Annotated in this window: 11 protein-coding genes; 5 read left to right on the top strand and 6 right to left on the bottom strand. The window is 67.4% G+C overall.

The window, feature by feature from the left end; all coding sequences use genetic code 11:
* Positions 1-158: 158 nt before the first annotated feature.
* Together ACTXPP_RS09400 and ACTXPP_RS09395 are read right to left on the bottom strand one after the other, a co-directional pair.
* Positions 159-1,943 (bottom strand): ABC transporter ATP-binding protein, encoded by a 1,785-nt coding sequence (locus ACTXPP_RS09400; RefSeq protein WP_301520642.1) that lies wholly within the window; start codon positions 1,941-1,943, stop codon positions 159-161.
* Positions 1,940-3,568 (bottom strand): ABC transporter transmembrane domain-containing protein, encoded by a 1,629-nt coding sequence (locus tag ACTXPP_RS09395; RefSeq protein ID WP_301524659.1) that lies wholly within the window; start codon positions 3,566-3,568, stop codon positions 1,940-1,942. Before ACTXPP_RS09395 ends, ACTXPP_RS09400 begins: the two co-directional genes overlap by 4 nt.
* 562 nt (positions 3,569-4,130) lie before the next feature.
* On the opposite strand from ACTXPP_RS09395, the gene ACTXPP_RS09390 reads away from it, so the two are divergent.
* The 3 genes from ACTXPP_RS09390 to ACTXPP_RS09380 are packed head-to-tail and all read left to right on the top strand — an operon-like array spanning position 4,131 to position 6,459.
* Entirely contained in the window at positions 4,131-5,018 is an 888-nt protein-coding gene (locus ACTXPP_RS09390) for a MurR/RpiR family transcriptional regulator (protein ID WP_443341911.1), read from the top strand.
* The gene (locus ACTXPP_RS09385; protein WP_301496174.1) at positions 5,015-5,662 is read left to right on the top strand and encodes an ABC transporter ATP-binding protein; all 648 of its coding nucleotides are present in this window, start codon (positions 5,015-5,017) and stop codon (positions 5,660-5,662) included. Before ACTXPP_RS09390 ends, ACTXPP_RS09385 begins: the two co-directional genes overlap by 4 nt.
* A gap of 11 nt (positions 5,663-5,673) precedes the next feature.
* Positions 5,674-6,459 (top strand): ABC transporter permease, encoded by a 786-nt coding sequence (locus ACTXPP_RS09380; RefSeq protein WP_443341909.1) that lies wholly within the window; start codon positions 5,674-5,676, stop codon positions 6,457-6,459.
* Between the two features lie 321 nt (positions 6,460-6,780).
* On the opposite strand, the gene ACTXPP_RS09375 is transcribed toward ACTXPP_RS09380, so the two are convergent.
* The 4 genes from ACTXPP_RS09375 to ACTXPP_RS09360 all read right to left on the bottom strand — a co-directional run bounded on the left by ACTXPP_RS09375 (position 6,781) and on the right by ACTXPP_RS09360 (position 12,087).
* A complete protein-coding gene (locus tag ACTXPP_RS09375; RefSeq protein ID WP_301496178.1) occupies positions 6,781-7,866 on the bottom strand; it encodes a lipoate--protein ligase family protein in 1,086 nt (361 codons plus the stop codon).
* Between the two features lie 75 nt (positions 7,867-7,941).
* Positions 7,942-10,068, bottom strand: a complete 2,127-nt coding sequence (locus ACTXPP_RS09370; protein ID WP_301496179.1) for a RecQ family ATP-dependent DNA helicase — start codon at positions 10,066-10,068, stop codon at positions 7,942-7,944.
* Between the two features lie 189 nt (positions 10,069-10,257).
* Positions 10,258-11,040, bottom strand: a complete 783-nt coding sequence (locus ACTXPP_RS09365; RefSeq protein ID WP_443341907.1) for a hypothetical protein — start codon at positions 11,038-11,040, stop codon at positions 10,258-10,260.
* Between the two features lie 66 nt (positions 11,041-11,106).
* Positions 11,107-12,087, bottom strand: coding sequence for an ornithine cyclodeaminase family protein (locus ACTXPP_RS09360; protein ID WP_301524660.1), 981 nt, complete (start codon positions 12,085-12,087; stop codon positions 11,107-11,109).
* A 136-nt stretch (positions 12,088-12,223) separates the two neighbouring features.
* On the opposite strand from ACTXPP_RS09360, the gene ACTXPP_RS09355 reads away from it, so the two are divergent.
* Both ACTXPP_RS09355 and ACTXPP_RS09350 read left to right on the top strand, forming a co-directional pair.
* Positions 12,224-14,926, top strand: a complete 2,703-nt coding sequence (locus tag ACTXPP_RS09355; protein WP_301496182.1) for a cation-translocating P-type ATPase — start codon at positions 12,224-12,226, stop codon at positions 14,924-14,926.
* A gap of 160 nt (positions 14,927-15,086) precedes the next feature.
* Positions 15,087-16,316, top strand: a complete 1,230-nt coding sequence (locus ACTXPP_RS09350; protein ID WP_301496183.1) for an NADH:flavin oxidoreductase/NADH oxidase family protein — start codon at positions 15,087-15,089, stop codon at positions 16,314-16,316.
* Positions 16,317-16,477: the final 161 nt, after the last annotated feature.

Genomic DNA, 16,477 nt, shown 5'->3' with positions numbered 1-16,477 from the left:
TCATTGCCTCCTAAGTGGACGGTGTCGCGGACGGTGTCGCGGATGGGGTAGTCACGGGAAAATGCCTTTCCTACTGCGTGTTTATCGTTAGTTCCGAGTGTATGCCCGTGGTCGGCAGGTACCCCCCGGATGTCAGGACACGATGTCAGGGCCCGATATCAGGACCGGTGCGCCGACTGGTTCTCCGACCATGCCTGCCACAACACCGCATAGCGTCCCCCGGCGGCGACAAGCTGGTCGTGGCTGCCGGACTCCACGATTCGTCCATGTTCCATCAGGACGATCCGGTCACAGATCACCGCCTGCGACAGCCGGTGGGCGATCACGATGCCGGTGCGGTGCTGAAGTGCGACATCGGCGGCATGGTCCAGGGTCGCGGCGTGGGACGAGCCCGCCTCCGCCGTGGCCTCGTCGAGGATGGCGAGAGCGGGGTCGGCGATGAGCAGGCGGGTCAGTGCGAGGTGTTGTTCCTGTGCCGCGGTCAGTGGACGGCCCTGCGGTCCCAGGACGGTGTCGAGGCCGCTGGCGGTGTCCGTACCGAGTTCGTCGAGCAGGTCTGCCGCGCCGATCCTGGTCATGGCGGCCACCAGATCGTCGTCGGTGGCGCCCGGTGCGCCGAGGGTGAGGTTCTCCCGCAGGGTGCCGGCGAAGATGTGGGTCTCTTGGCTGACGAGCATGGTGGACTCCGGTGCCTGCACATGCCCTGCCGATGGCGTGAGGATCCCGGCAACGAGCGCGGCCAAGGTGGTCCTGCCTGCACCTGAGGTGCCGACGACGGCGATGCGTTCGCCGGTGTCGATGTGCAGGGTGACGTCCCGTAGGACGTCCCCGCCGTCCTGGTAGGCGAAGCGGACGTTCTCGACGGTGACGGCGGTGCCATCCGGCGCGGTGGCCGTGTCGGACGCAGTGTCGGACGCTGCATCGGATGCAGCGTTCTGCCTGCCGGTGGCCATGTCGGTGACCCCGATGATGCGGGTCAGTGAGGCGGCGGCGGCTTGTAGCGTGTCGATCTCGATCATCAGCCCCCGCAGCGGCCCCTGCAGCCTCAGGAAGAACAGGACGGCGGTGGTTGCCGCGCCGAGGGTGACCAGGTCGGCGTCCACCAGGAGGAAACCGGTGGCCAGCACCACAGAGATCACCGCGGCGAAGGACAGGTCGATGCGCCAGCTGAACATGGTCTGCACGGTGCGGGCACGCAGCGCCCAGGTGGCAACCGCCCAGGACGACATGGCGATCCGGGTGTTGTGCCAGCCGGACTGCCGGAACGCCAGCACGGTCTCCAGACCCTTCAGTGCCGAGAGCAGGTGGTGGGCGTGGCTGCCGAAGGCGGCGCGTTCCGCGGCGTACAGGGCGGGGGCCAGGCGGATGTACGAGCGCAGAGCCAGCCAGTACAGCGGCACTCCCACCAGGAATGCCAGCCCGAACCGCCAGTCCAGGGCGAACAGGCCGATCAGGGTCAGCAGGATGGTGAACACGGTGCGCGACAGGGTCGGCAGCACCTGCGACAGGGCCTCGGAGACCTGGGCGACGTCGTCGCTGGCCCGCGAGATCAGGTCGCCGGTGCCGGAGCGTTCCACCCGCTCCTGCGGCAGGGCCAGGGCGGTGGACACCAACTGTTCGCGCAGGGTGGCCAGCAGTCGTTCCAGCACCCGGGCCGCCAGCAGCACACCGAGTACACCGAGCACGGCCGCGGCGATCACCGCCACGGCGATGCCGGGCCCGTAGAGCCAGATGGAGGTGGCGGAGCCGGAGTCTGCACTGCCCGAATCCACCACGTCGACGATGTCGCCGAGCAGGACCGGGGTGACCAGCTCCAGGGCGGCGGCCCCGGCGGAGATCAGCAGCCAGCGGCGCTCGCCGAGGGCGTCCCAGACGGCGGCGGCGGCGCGGCGTCCGGTCGCGACGGGAAGTCTGTTTGAGGTGTCGGTCGCGGTGGCGCTCATCGGGCCTCCCCAGTGGTGGTCGCGGTGATCGTGGTGGTCGTGGTGGCCCTGTCGGTAGTGGTGCTGTCGGCGAGTTCGATGACCCGGTCGCAGCGGGAGAGCAGGGTCGGTGAGGCGGTGACGACGATGGTCGTGCGTCCATTCCGCTGTGGGACGATCCGCTCGGCGATGGTGTTCTCGGTGACCGCATCCACCGCGGTCGTCGGGTCATGCAGCACCAGCACCGGCGGGTTGGCCGCCAATGCCCGGGCCAGGGCGATGCGCTGGCGTTGCCCACCGGACAGTCGGGTGCCGGCATCACCGACGAGGCTGTCGACGCCGTCGGGCAGGGAGTCCAGGATGTCGTCACAGGCGGCGGCGTGTAGCGCGCCGGGGACATGGGACTCCCCTCCGGTCATGGCGTCGGCCTCGCCGCCTGCCACGTTGTCGCCGATGGTGTCGTCGAAGAGGTCCGCGGCATGCGGGGCCGTCAGTACGGTCGCGCGGTAGGTGTCGATGTCCATCTCGGCGGCGTCGGTGCCGTTGATCAGGACGCTGGGCTGGCCGCTGTGTCGACCAGCATCCCGGCCGGAGGCCAGCAGGTTCACCAATGCCCGGCCGGTGGAGCCGGCGGCACGCACGCCGACGAACTCGGCGTCCTGCACCGCAAGGTGGTGGCCACCGACGGTGACGTCCACTGCGGGGGCGGTGACCGGAGCGTCCTGAATGCTTGCAGTACCGGCTCGTTCAGCAATGCCTGCGTGGGCGAACGGGGTGCGCAGCAGCCCGAGCACCTGCTCGCCCGAGGCGACACCGGTGGCCCACACCGCGCCGGCGTTCGCCGGGAGCATGGTCAGCGGGCCGACCAGGAACTGGGTCACGCCGACGACCGCGATCAGCTCGCCGACGGTGAGGTGTCCGTTCAACGCCAACCATGCGGCGAAGGTGGTGAGCGCGGCGATGAACACACCGGTCATGGTGTTCATCGAGGCGTTGAACGTCGCCCGCGCGGTGCGGGCACGCAAGGCTCCGCCCAGCGCGACCTGGCTGACCTCGTGGTAGCGCAGGGAGGCCTCGTCGTCGGCGCGCAGGCCCTTGACCACCCGGTATCCGGTGATCAGGTCGGACGCCTTGCCGGTCGCCCCGGCAACCAGCGCCTGCTGTTCGCGGCTGCGACGCTGCAGCGGACGACCACCGACCGTCATCGCCCACAGCATCAGCGGACCGCCGATGAGCACCGCCAGGCCCAGTGGCCAGGAGATGACCAGCAGCATCACCGCGGCGGCGAGGACGGCGGCGACCTCACCGACCGGGTAGATGCCCAACTGCATCGTCGCAGCAAGGCGGAAGACGTCACCGGTGGCGACGGAGAGCATGGAGCCGCGGAGCTGGCGTCCCTGCATCCCCGCCGGGTGCAGCAGACGTTCGGTGACCTGCATGCGCAGCCGGTGCTGCACGGTCTGCATACCGAAGAAGCCCATGCGTGAGCCGAGTCGGAAGCACAGCGACATCACCATGATGTCGGCGACCAGCAGGGCAGTCCACAGGGCCAGCTGGGTGAGGTCGCCGGTGGCGATGCCCCTGTCGACCGCCAGGCCGGCGACGACGGGTAGCCCGGCCCCGGCGATGTTCGACAGGATCAGCAACAGGCCGCCGGGGAGGGTGAACTTCTTTGCGCCGAAGATGACGCGACCGGTGAAGCGGGCCGGGGACGTCTCGTCGTCGTAGTCGATCGGGGCGGCGACGCGGGGACGCTCGGGGGCCTGGAGCAGCAGGGGCCAGCGGATGCCGAGGAAGCGGCTGCGGAGAGCTTCGCCGTCGGCTGCGGGGGCCGGTTTCTGAGCCGGCGCGGAGGCAGGAGGAGAGGTGGGCTTTCTGCATACTCTACGTAATGTAGGCAGCCCGCAGTTGTCTTGATGTGACAGGCTGTTAGCGTGGGAGGCACGTGGGCCGGAGCTGCATGCGCGGGGGGCACGTGCGTGGGAGGAGGCTCGGCTGGCGGCACGGACGGTGGTATCGACGCGTACACAGACGGCGACATAGACGATGACATAGACGGAGAGGTCACTTTTTTGGTCCAGAAGTGACCTCTCCGTCTATGTTCCGGCCGGGCCACTCGCTGGGCCGCCTGTTGGGCCGCTCGTTGACGAACGAGAGCGTGATGTAGCGAACATTACGTTCTGCGGTAGATGTGGTAGTATCCACGACATGGAACTGGATGACCGTATCGCCACCCACCGCAGTGCCCTGACCCCCGCCGAGGTCCGCGTCGCCGAGTTCATGGCGGGCAACCCGCACAGCGTCGGACACCTCTCCGCACTCAAGCTCGCCGAAGCGTCCCGTACCAGCGACGCCACCGTGGTGCGCACCGTGCGCAAGCTCGGCTTCGAGGGACTCGACGAGCTGCGCGAGAACCTCGCCACCGAGCTTTCCCGGGCCGGTTGGCTGAGCTCGTCGATCCAGGCTCTCGCCGATCACGCAGGCCAGACCGGGGAGTCGGGCCTATCAGGCCAGTCAGCGCAATCCGACAACACCGCCCAGGCCGACGGCCCGATCAGCCTGCACATCAGGGATTCCGCCGCCGCACTCGACTCCCTGCCGGAACGGGTGGGGGAGCGCGCCCTGTCGACCGCGGTGGAGACCCTCAACCGGGCCGGACGGATTGTTCTCATCGGGTTCGGCCCGTCCCGCTTCCTCGCGGACTACGCATCCCACCGATTCCGTCGCTCAGGGGTGTCCACCATCGCCGCCGGTAGCGCCGGACGCTCCTTCGCCGATGAACTCTCCTGGTTGACCCGGGGGGACGTGGTCGTGCTCATGTCCTACGACCGGCCCACCCGTGAGGTGTGCGTCCTGTACGACCGGGCCGAGGAACTGGACGTCCCGATTATCCAGCTCAGCGAGGACAGTCACACCGTTGACCCCCGATGTGCCGCGGTACTCGGTGTGGGACGCGGCAACCCGACGTTCATTCCGGGCTACGCCCCGACCGTCGCCGTACTCGAAGCACTGGTACTCGCCGTCGTCGCGTCCAACCCGGAACGCAGCGCGAACGCCGGGCAGATCCTCGACGACCTGCGGGAGCAGCTGTCGTGAGCGGTGCCGAGACACTTTTCAGCTTCCGGGACGTCACCCTCGACAGCGGCGGCCACCGCATCCTCGACGGAGTGACCATGGACATCCCCGCCGGTGGCATCACTGCGCTCACCGGGCCCTCCGGGTCCGGGAAATCGACCGTGCTGCGCTGCTGCAACCTGCTGGAATCCCCGACGTCAGGACGCATCACCTACCGCGGCGACGATCTCGTCGACGCCGACCCACTCGCGTTGCGCCGCGACGTCGCCATGGTCTTCCAACGGCCCACGGTCTTCCCCGGCACCGCACTGGACAACCTGCGCGCCGGTGCCCCGGAGCTGACGGAGGACGAGGCCGCCGCACTACTCGCCGAGGTCGGGCTGGACGCCGGGATGCTGCACCGCGAGGCCGACCACTTCTCCGGCGGCGAGGCCCAGCGTCTCTGCCTGGTGCGGGCCCTGACCACCGAACCACGGGTCATCCTCGCCGACGAGGTCACCTCCGCCCTCGACGACGAGGCCAGCGCGGTGCTGGAGAACCTGGTGAGCACCGTGCTGACCAGGCAGCGCGGTATCTCGGTGCTCTGGGTGTCCCACAGCGCCGAGCAGGTCGACCGCATCGCCGACCGGGTGGTCCGGCTCGACGCCGGGAAGGTGGTGGCGTGATGGGCGGCGACGTGGGAAGTGACGTTGGTGCCAACGTGGGCTGGTTGGGACTGGCGGCGTCCCTGATCTTCGTGGCCATCGCGTTGGCGGTGACCACCCCGCTGAAACTGCAGCTGAACAAGCCGATCGTGGTGGCGGTGGGGCGGTCACTGGTGCAGATGATCATCGTCGGCGCTGCCCTGGTGCCGTTGGTGCGTCCGGAAACCCCGTTGTTCTGGTCGTGGTTGTGGGTGGTCGGCATCGTGGTCTTCGCCTCCTGGACGGTCACCCGCCGTGCCCCGCAGGTGCCGGGGTTGCTGTGGGTGTCACTGCTGGCGCATGTGGTCATCGCGGTGTCGAGCCTGGCGATCATCTTCGGCTTCACCATCTTCGACATCGAGGGACGCACCATCGTCCCGGTCGCCGGCATGGTCATCGGCAACTCGATGAAAGCCGGGGTGGTGGCTGCCTCCCGGGTGGCGGAGTTCGCCTCCGACCAGCGGGCCGAAGTCGAGGCGGGCCTGGCGTTGGGTATGACAACGCGGACGGCGTCGCGACGGTTGATGCGGTCGTCGCTGCGGACGGCGATCTCCTCGCAGGTCGAGCAGACTGCGGCGTTGGGTATCGTCTTCCTGCCCGGGGCGATGACCGGCCTGATTTTGGCCGGGGTGGATCCGATGGAGGCGGTGCGTACCCAGTTGGCGCTGATGTACGTGATCCTCGCCGGGGTGGTCATCGCCGCCGTCGTCACCGGGGTCGGGACGCTGCGCTGCCTGACCACACAGAAGGAGACGCTGGTCCGGCTGTCGCGGGTGTGAGTCGCGTGAGCACCTCCGCACACAGTTCGCCCCCGGTCGCGTCGGTGAAGACGCGGGCCGGGGGCTCACTGCTGACGTTTCAAGAGGAGAATGCTCAGCTGCCGTATACGGTCCTTCCATCGTGCGGATCGGGTCACTCATGATCGTTGCGTTGACTCCGGTGACCACCACGATCGTGGTGTCCTAGTGGCCTCCGAAGGCGCTGACATTCAATCTACGAACCGTTCCTTGGAATGCCATGGCAGGGGACTGGGGTGTCTCTGCGGTGTCAGTGGGGATCCACCGGTCGGGCGGTGCGTGACGGGTGAAACAGCAGTCACCTCACGGCAGCCGGTGCGTCCACTCCTCGGTGTCGAACTTCTCCTCACAGAGCTGCAGGGCCGCAGCCACGTCCTGCTCGGTGATCTCGCCCTCGGTGGCGCCGTACTTCGCCTTGAAGGTGTCATGGAAGACCGTGAGGATCTCCTCGCGCGGCAGCTGGGTCTGCGAACGCATCGGGTCGACGCGCTTGCCCGCAGAGCGGTGGCCCTTGTCCTTCATCTTCTCCTTGCCGATCCGGAGCACCTCGAGCATCTTCTCCGCGTCGATGTCGTAGGACATGGTCACGTGGTGGACCATCCACCCGTTGGAGAAACGCTTCTGTGCCGCACCACCGATCTTTCCCTCCTCGGAGGCGATGTCGTTGAGCGGGATGTAGTGGGCGTTGATGCCGACCTTCTTCAACGCCTCCATAGTCCATTCGTCGAGGAAGGGGTAGGACTGGGCGAAACTCAGTCCGTCCACCAGGGACTGGGGGACGACCAGGGAGTAGGTCACGCAGTTGCCGGGTTCCATGAACATCGCCCCGCCACCGGTGACGCGTCGGGAGACGGTGATGCCGTACTTGTCGACACCCTCCTGGTTGATCTCGTTGGAGTACGACTGGAACGACCCGATGACGACCTGTGGGGCATTCCACTCCCAGAGGCGCATAAAGGGCTTGCGGCGTCCGGCGGCGACGTCGGCGACCAGGGTCTCGTCGAGGGCGACGTTGACCATCGGGTCGACGGAGGGGCCGTAGATGACGTCGAAGTCGATGTCCTCCCAGCCGATGGCGTGGCCGAGTGCACGACGCACGGCGATGCCGACGCCCTCGGCGGTGATGCCGAAGAGGACGTCACTGCGCAGCAGGGAGTCGCTGACCCGCTCGGCGTAGCCCTCGGCGGAGAGGTCCGCCGGTGCGCCTTGGAGGGCGGAGGTCATGCGGATCAGTGCTTCGTCCGGCTCGAGGAAGAAGTCGCCGGCGATGCGGACGCCGGTGAGCACGCCGGCATTCTGCGGGGTGCCGTCGGAACCGTCGGACGCGCCGGTCACCTCCAGGTCGACGACGATGAGCTTGCCGCCGGTGACCTTGTATTCTCCGTGCACTGTCGTGAGCCTCCTGAGTGTGGGGTGGGATCGCGGGTGTCCAGGTTTTGTGTGGCCACCCTTACCCCGGCGAGTTTACGCGCGCAGTGCCAGAGCGAAGGGCAGCACTTCCGCTGCCCCGGCACGGCGTAGCTCCCGGCCCGCCACGGTCATCGCCCACCGTGACCCGATTTCGGTGTCCACCAGCAGGACGACCTGCCCGTTCACTGCGGCAGCGGTCTCCGCCGGCACCTGGATCGCCCCGTGGAGGTTGCGCACCCGGAAGGCACTGTTGACATCCGGGTCGCCCGGGTCTGCGGTGTGCTCCAGTGAACCGGCATCGACCATCTGCCCGATCTGTGCCAGGCCGGAGGCCAGGGCGGAGGTCGTCACCGGCCGGGTCGCCGACGGCATGGCCACCACCACGGTGGGGCGCTGGTCCCATCCCCATCCCTTGAGTACCCGGATGCACCAGTCGGCGATGTTCTTCGGAACCGGGGTATCCTCGGCGCCTGTCTCCAGGAACTTCCGCAGCACCTGGCCCGGGCCCAGGTCGGTGTAGCGGGCGATGACCCGTCCTTCGGCGACCTTCTCCTCTGCCGGGATCTTCCCTTTCAGCGGAACACCGACCTTGTCCATCCCGGAGGGCCACTGACCCCGCGGATCCACTGGCACCCCGATCCCGGAGAGCACCTGGCGGGCATCGGTAGTGTTCGTCTGGTCCACCGAGGTATCCCACCACACCCCGGCGCAGACGTCGCAGCGTCCACAGTCGTGGGCGGTGGGGTCGTCCAGTGACTCGGCGAGGAACCGCATGCGGCACATCTGGCCGGACTCGTAGTCCAGCATCGCCTGGGCTTCCCGCTTCCGGGCGGCAGCGACCGCGGCATAGCGCTCCGTGTCGTAGTGCCAGGGTTCACCGGTGGCGACGAATCCACCGGATGCCCGGTCCACCGCCCCCTCGACCTGGAGGGTCTTGAGCAGCAGGTCCAGGCGGGTTCGGCGGACCCCGACCAGTGGTTCCAGGGCAGGGACCGACATCGGTGCGGTGGCCTCTCCCAGGGCGGCGAGCACTGCGGCGGCCTCGTCCTGGTCCGGCATGGAGGCGGTGGCGAAGTACTCCCAGATGTCCGGGTCCTCCGGGCCGGGCAGTAACAGGACGTCGGCGGAATCGGTGGCGCGGCCGGCGCGTCCTACCTGCTGGTAGTAGGCCACGGCGGAGGACGGGGCACCCAGGTGCACCACGAACCCCAGGTCCGGCTTGTCGAAGCCCATGCCCAGGGCACTGGTGGCCACCAGGGCGGTGAGCTCGTTGTCCTTGAGCTGCTGTTCCAGACGAGCGCGGTCCTCGGCATCGGTACGTCCGGTGTACGTGGCGACATTCCACCCGGCTTCGCGGAGCACCCGGGTGGTGTCCTCGGCGGCGGAGACGGTGAGGCAGTAGATGATGCCGGAACCGGTGAAGTCGCCGAGGTGCTGCGCCAACCAGCCGATCCGGTGTTCAGCCGAGGACGTGGGGGCGACACCAAGGCGCAGCGAGTCCCGTGACAGTGCCCCGCGGACCACCATGGTGTCGTGGCCGAGCTGCTCGGCGACGTCCTCGACCACGCGGGTATTCGCTGTCGCGGTGGTGGCCAGCACGGGGAGGTCGTCCGGAAGCGACTCCAGCAGCGCGCCGATCCGACGGTAGTCCGGGCGGAAGTCGTGGCCCCAGTCCGAGATGCAGTGGGCCTCGTCCACCACGATCATGCCAACGCCTGCACCAGTACCTGCGCCAGGGTCGGCACCAGCGCCGTTCAGCAACGGTTGCAACACCCGCTCCCGGAACCGCGGGTTGGTCAGCCGCTCCGGGGAGATCAGCAGAACGTCCAACTGCCCGGCGTTCAGCGCGGCGAGGATGTCATCCCACTCGGTGACGTTCGAGGAGTTCACCGTCGCCGCGCGCACCCCGGCGCGTTCGGCGGCGGCGACCTGGTCGCGCATCAACGCCAGCAGCGGGGAGATGATCAGTGTGGGCCCGGCACCCTGTTCCCGTAGCAGTCGTGCCGCCACGAAGTACACCGCCGACTTTCCCCAACCGGTGCGCTGGACCACCAGCACGCGCCTACGGTCGGCGACCAGCGCGGAGACCGCCTCGAACTGGCCGTCGCGGAAGGCGGCGTCCGGCCTGCCGGTGAGGTCACGCAGGATTGAGGTGGCGTGGTCGTGCAGCTCGTTGGTCATGGTGCCCACCATAGGACACGGCCCGGACACGAAATGCGCGCGAGGGCCGAGAGGGCCGAGAGGGCCGAGAGGGCCGAGAGGGCCGAGAGAACTACGCGTGGGACACCGACTGGTAGTCGGCCGGGTTCCGGGAGTCCTTCATGGACACGTACATCCTGCGGGTGTTGTCCGGCTCCGTGGCGGGGAAGATCACCCACACGGTGTTGCCCTGCCCCGGGTAGCTCGAACTGCCGTAGCCACCGAAGGCCTCGCCCACCGCTGCTGACCTTGGTGGTCGCAGAAGGTGAACGTCCATTTCATGAAGGTCTTCGAGGCCTCCAGGTTGGGCACCCCGCCCTCGGTGACGGTGCCCTTCACCCGGGTCTGGGTGGACAGCATCTGGTCGATCCGACGGTTCTTCGACTGCCGTCCCAGGCTGCCCAGATTGCGGATGAGGAACACCAGTAGGGCGATCAGTGTCGCGGCGAGCGGCAACCAGATCTTCGCCCAGTACATGATCGAGGCATCGGCACCCCACTCTTCCCCGGCACGGAAGGGGCCTTCGTAGTAGCCGACGGTGTCCGGCTCCCCCCCCCACAGCAGCAGGCAGGCGAACCACAGTGACACTGCGCAACCGACCAGCCAGAGGAGCGTCGGGCCCGCCCCACCGACACCTTCGGTGCGACCGGTGTAGCGGCGATTCCACTGCAGGTACAGGGCTACTGCGGCGATCGACAGGAAGATACTGCCGAAGTCGCCGACGGTGGGCAACCACGGCGGGATCGACTCCGGAAACCACGCGTTGGTCTCGCCGATCGACTGGAAGGCCATGATGCGGAACTGCTCCATGAACCCCGCAATGCCCAGGCCCGCGAGCGCGCCGGCGGCGGCGATCAGCAGTCCGGCCAGTACTGTCCAGGTCAGTGCTTTCCCTGACCCCCGGTAGGACGCTTTCCTCCGTCGCTGTTCTTCAGCCGGATCGATGGTTGTCATGGGGAAAGTATACCCCAGGGGGGCAGGGGCCCACGGACTGAGCCACCGGCTGAACCGCCGACTGGGTCACCGACTGAGGCGGTCCACCGCCTCGGCGATGAGCAGGTCCTGCCAGGACATGCCCACGCTCTTGAACACCACCGGACGCCGCCCCGGGGTCACGGTCTTCTCGGTCAGTGCCGTACGCATCGACACCAGATCGCCGGGGTTGATCGCCCCTTCGAAGTGGGCGAGCACGATATCCCCGGCGGTTTCCAGGGCGGTGTCGATGTCCTCGACGATCACCTTCGCCCCGGCGATGAAGTCGGCGTCCAATTCGCGGGTGTTGGGTTCGTGGGAGCCCACGGCGATGACGACGACATCGTCGCGGACGTGATGGTCCTGGAACAGGGGAGTGTCCGCACTGGTCGCGGTGACGATGACATCGGCCGCGGCGAGTGCATCGAGGGTGTCCTGGGAGTCGGTGGGCAGGACCCGGCCGAGTCCCTCGACGGCCGCGTGGGCATGATCGCTGGCACGGTCCGGGTTACGCACCACGATATTCACCGAGTTGAACGGGGAACCGCCGGCACGCGGTCCCAGTTCCGCGGCGAGTGCCTCGATGTGGGCGAGCCCCTGGGGCCCACCCCCGAAGACCACCAGGTTTACCGGGGTGTCCACCAGGGCAAGAGTCGGACGCAGGGCGGCGATCGACACCGCAGGAGTGCGTCGGGTGGTCAGCGCCACCCCGTCGATGATGCTCTCCAACTGCAGGGACTCGGCATCGTAGAACAGGTAGGTGGCGTTGATCCGGGGGCGGCCCAGCGCGGGGTTACTGGGGGCGACGGTGGCGACCTTCACCCCGGCATATGTCCCGACCTCCGAGGGCATGAGCAGGAAGTGGCCGTGACTGGTGTGCGCGGTACGGCGCGGCAGGTCGGTGGACGGGTCGAAGCTGATCGTCGGGTCGATGATCGGGGTGCTGATCGCGTCCGCCGCCGCGGTGGGGGACAACACTGACCGCACTGTCGCAGCATCGATGACGCGGGGGAGACCTGGGATACTCATGACATCGAGTTTAGCGATGTCCGTCCGGGTCGCGGACGGGGGAAGACCAGCGGGTGTGCCTGCCGGTGTGACGGCAACTTCGTGTCCGGAGGGCCGGTTACGATTGGGGAGGATATCCACGACCAGGGAGGCTTCCGTGACCGGAGCAGGGACACATTGGCATACGCTCACCGTCGACGAGACCCGCGGGACGCTCGACCTCCCGGTCGCCGCTGAGGGGCAGGACGCCAGCCTGACCAGCGCCGAAGCAGCGGAGCGGGCCGAGATCTACGGCAGGAACGAACTCGACGAGATCGTCGCCGACCCGTGGTACGTGGTCCTGGGCAAGCAGCTGACCTCACCGATGGTCATCTTCCTGTTGATCGCCGGTGTGGTGACGCTGCTGCAGCAGGAATGGTTCGACTCGATCGCGATCTTCATTGTCGTGGTGCTGAACTCGTCGATCGGCTACTGGCAGGCACGGAAGGCTGAGAAGGACGTCGCTGCCCTGGCGCAGCTGTCCTCACCGGAGGCGACCGTCATCCGGGACGGACATGTCACCACCATTGACGCTGCCGAGCTCGTCCCCGGTGATCTGGTGCGCCTGGAATCCGGCGACAAGGTACCTGCTGACCTGCGCATCGTGGAGTGCAATGGACTGCGCAGCGATGAATCCATGCTGACCGGTGAGGTGCTGCCAGTCACCAAGTACACCGAAGCCGATGACCTGGAGGCTGATTCCCCGGTCGGCGACAGGGTGACCATGGCGTACTCCGGGGCGCTGGTGGTGTCCGGACGGGCGACCGGCATCGTCGTGGCGACCGGGTACGACACCGAGCTTGGTTCGATTGCCTCACTGGTCCAGGAGGCCCCGGAGAAGACCCCGCTTCAGGTCCTCACCGACCGGCTGGAACGCTTCATCGGCGTTGTCCTCATCGTCGCCGGTCTGACCGTGTTCGGGGTGAACATCATCGTCGGCAATGACCTCGGCGAGGCCTTCCGCACCACTGTCGCCCTGATCGTCTCGGCGATGCCGGAGGCGCTCCCGGTGGTGCTGTCGGTGGCGATGGGGGTCGGCGTGTCCCGGATGGCCGCCAACCATGCCGTGGTGCGACAGCTGCCCAGCGTGGAGACCCTGGGGTCGACCACGGTGATCGGTTCGGACAAGACCGGAACCCTGACCATCAACAAGATGACCGTGGAGAAGGTGTGGACCCCGGGCGGCACCTACCTCACCGAGAAGCTGGCTGCTGCCGGTGCCACTGACGCGGCGGTGGGGAAGTCCCTTCGCTCCGGTGCGCTGACCAACGATGCCACCCATACTGGTGGCGACCCGACCGCCCCGCTCATCGGCGATGCCGTTGACGTGGCGATGGCCGAGGTCGCGCTGAACGCCGGGATGGTCACCTCCGATGAACGGGACCGGGGCCCGGTCGCGGGGATGCCCTATGAGCCTGAGCTGGCGTACTCGCAGACGCTGGTACGTGAGATCGACAGTGGCGGGGGCGAGCGGTTCGTCCTGCACGCCAAGGGTGCCCCGGAGACCATCGCCTCGTTCTGCGACATGAGCCCCGGGACCATCGCCGAGATGGAGGCCGCCAACGAGGACATGGGACGCGACGGCCTGCGCGTCATCGCCACCGCCTCACGGGTGGTCGGCAGGGCGGAGGTCGACCAGTTGGCCGCTGCCGACACGCTGCCCACCCCGGAGCACCTCGAGTTCACCGGACTGCAGGGCATGATGGATCCCCCGCGCGAGGGCGTGCGGGACGCGATCGTCCAGTGTCGTCATGCCGGGATCCATGTCATGATGATCACCGGTGACCACCCGGTCACCGCCGCCGCCATTGCCGCCCGACTGGGCCTGCGTGGTGGCGATGAAGCTCTCACCGGGCGCGACATGGGGTCGTTGGACGATGCCCAGCTGCGCGACCGGCTGAAGACCACCACCGTGTGTGCCCGGATGAGCCCGCAGGACAAACTGCGGATCGTCAAGCTGCTCAAGGCCGACGGCGAGACCGTCGCGGTGACCGGTGACGGTGTCAACGACGCCCCCGCCCTGAAGTCCGCCTCGATCGGTGTGGCCATGGGCGCCTCCGGAACCGATGTCGCCCGCGACTCCGCCGACGTGGTGCTCACCGACGACAACTTCGTCACCGTCGTCGAGGCCGTCCGCCTCGGCCGGGTGACGTTCTCCTCGATCCGTAAGGCCACATTCTTCCTGCTGACCAACGGTCTGGCGTTGATGATCGCGGTCATCGTGAACACCTTCACCGACCTCCCGTTGATCTTCATGCCGGTCGTCCTGCTGTTCATGAACGTGATCACCAACGGCATCCAGGACATCGCCCTGTCCTTCGAGAAGGGCGAGGGTGATGAACTCGAGCAGAAACCCCGACCGTCCAGCGAAGGTGTGCTGGACACCCGGATGTGGATCCGAACGGTCGTCACCGGAGCCTGGATGGGCATCGGCACGCTGCTGGTCTACCGGTGGGCACACGAGTCGGGCCTTCCGTTGGAGGAGGCCCGCACCCTGGCCCTGATCACCATGGTGATGTTCAACTTCTTCCAGGTGTTCAGCGCCCGCGCCCTGCGACGCTCCATCCTCACCATGAATCCGTTGGGCAATAAACTGCTGGCGATCTCCGCACTGATCGCGATATTCCTGCAGTGGGGTGTTACCGCTTGGCCGGCGGCGGCGGACCTGCTGGGCCTGACCGCGTTGAGCTGGGATCAGTGGCTGATGTGTACCGGTATCGGTGTGACGGTGCTGGTGATCGTGGAGATCGAGAAGCTCATCTGGCCGCTGGCTGCGGCACGTTTGCGGAGGGTCCGCGCACAACGTCGCGTCCGACGGTAGGGCTGGTAGGCCTGTGCGCTGGGGATTTCTATCGCCTCTACCAGCGCTAGTTATGCCGTCCTTACAGCGGGTACACTATGGGGCAGTCGGGTGGGACCGGTCTTGGACCTAAGTCCCTGACGACGAGAACATCAACCATGAACTGATCTGGAGAGTCACCGTGACCCCTGTAACGGTCGCCGCGCCACTGGAACTTCCGTGCGGCACCACTGTGAAAAACCGCCTCGTGAAAGCCGCGATGAGCGAAGGCCTGGCCACCCCGTCGGGCGGACCATCCGACCAGCACATCGACCTCTACCGCCGGTGGGCGGAAGGTGGCGCCGGGGTGCTGGTCACCGGAGCAGTCATGGTCGACCCCGAGCACCTCGGGGAGCCGAACACCGTTGTCGTCGCCGATGACCGGCACCTCGATGCGCTGCGCGAATGGGCTGAGGCGGGCACCGCCAACGACACCCAGCTGTGGATGCAGCTCAACCACCCGGGCAAGCAGTCGCCCCGCAGCGTGAACAAGTATCCCGTCGCACCCAGTGTGGTGCCGATGGAAGGACCTGCGGAACGGTTCTTCGCCACCCCCCGTGAACTCACCGTCGACGACATCAAGTTGATCGTGTGGCGTTTCGGTTACGCCGCCCGGATCGCCCAGTCGACCGGCTTCACCGGTGTGCAGATCCACGCCGCCCACGGGTACCTGATCAACCAGTTCCTGTCCCCGAACGACAACAAGCGCACCGATGAGTACGGCGGTGACCTGGAGTCGCGGATGCGTCTGCTGGTGGAGATCTACGAGGCGATCCGAGACGAGGTCGGCGCCGAGTTCCCGATCTCCGTGAAGCTGAACTCCTCCGACGGCGTGTCCGGCGGTTTTGACGAGGATGAGTCGTTGGTCGTCGCTGAGAAACTCTCAGAGCTGGGAGTGGACGTCATCGAGGTCTCCGGTGGCACCTACACCGCGCCCCTGATGCAGGGTGAGAAGGTGGATGCCTCGGGTGACACCGGTGAGATCTACTTCGGTGACTACGCCAAGCAGCTGCGTGACAAGGTCTCCACCCCGGTGCTGCTCACCGGTGGTTTTCGGTGTGCCGCCGACATCGAGAGGGGGCTGGACGGTCTGGCGGACCTGATCGGTATGGCACGCCCGCTGGTGATGGTCCCGGAGTACCCCAATGAGCTGATCAAGCAGGGCAGCCGCAAGCTGGTGCGCCTGCCGCGGCTGAGCACCGGTTCCAAGAAACTCGATGAGCCGCTGGAGCACCTGCTGGGCACCAACTGGTACGAGATGCAGATGGACCGGATCACCGACGGCCGTGCCATCGGCGGCGACGGCCTGGCCACCCTGTGGTTCACCCTGAAGAACCACGGCCTGACCGGGCTGCTCTCCTCCCGACGCTGAGGTGGGGCCAGCCCGGCCCTCATCCAGGCCCGGCACCGCCTGACCGCGGTGCGGTTCTCCTGCCTCGCCCTGGTCTTGCCCTGGCACACGCCAGCGGCCCTCTGTTCCTCGCCGACTCATTTCCGCCATGTCAGAAGGGTGGGATGAATCGTCGTGGTGCG

Source organism: Candidatus Corynebacterium faecigallinarum, assembly GCF_052264515.1.
GTDB classification, from domain to species: Bacteria; Actinomycetota; Actinomycetes; order Mycobacteriales; family Mycobacteriaceae; genus Corynebacterium; species Corynebacterium faecigallinarum.
Note: the sequence above shows the minus strand (reverse complement) of the source record. Positions and strands in the feature narration are given on the sequence as shown.

Bases quoted from the DNA above. Each gene is read 5' to 3' on its own strand.
- ACTXPP_RS09400 (WP_301520642.1), bottom strand. From the start codon at position 1,943: ATGAGCGCCACCGCGACCGACACCTCAAACAGACTTCCCGTCGCGACC.
- ACTXPP_RS09390 (WP_443341911.1), top strand. From the start codon at position 4,131: ATGGAACTGGATGACCGTATCGCCACCCACCGCAGTGCCCTGACCCCC.
- ACTXPP_RS09360 (WP_301524660.1), bottom strand. From the start codon at position 12,087: ATGAGTATCCCAGGTCTCCCCCGCGTCATCGATGCTGCGACAGTGCGG.
- ACTXPP_RS09370 (WP_301496179.1), bottom strand. From the start codon at position 10,068: ATGACCAACGAGCTGCACGACCACGCCACCTCAATCCTGCGTGACCTC.
- ACTXPP_RS09365 (WP_443341907.1), bottom strand. From the start codon at position 11,040: ATGACAACCATCGATCCGGCTGAAGAACAGCGACGGAGGAAAGCGTCC.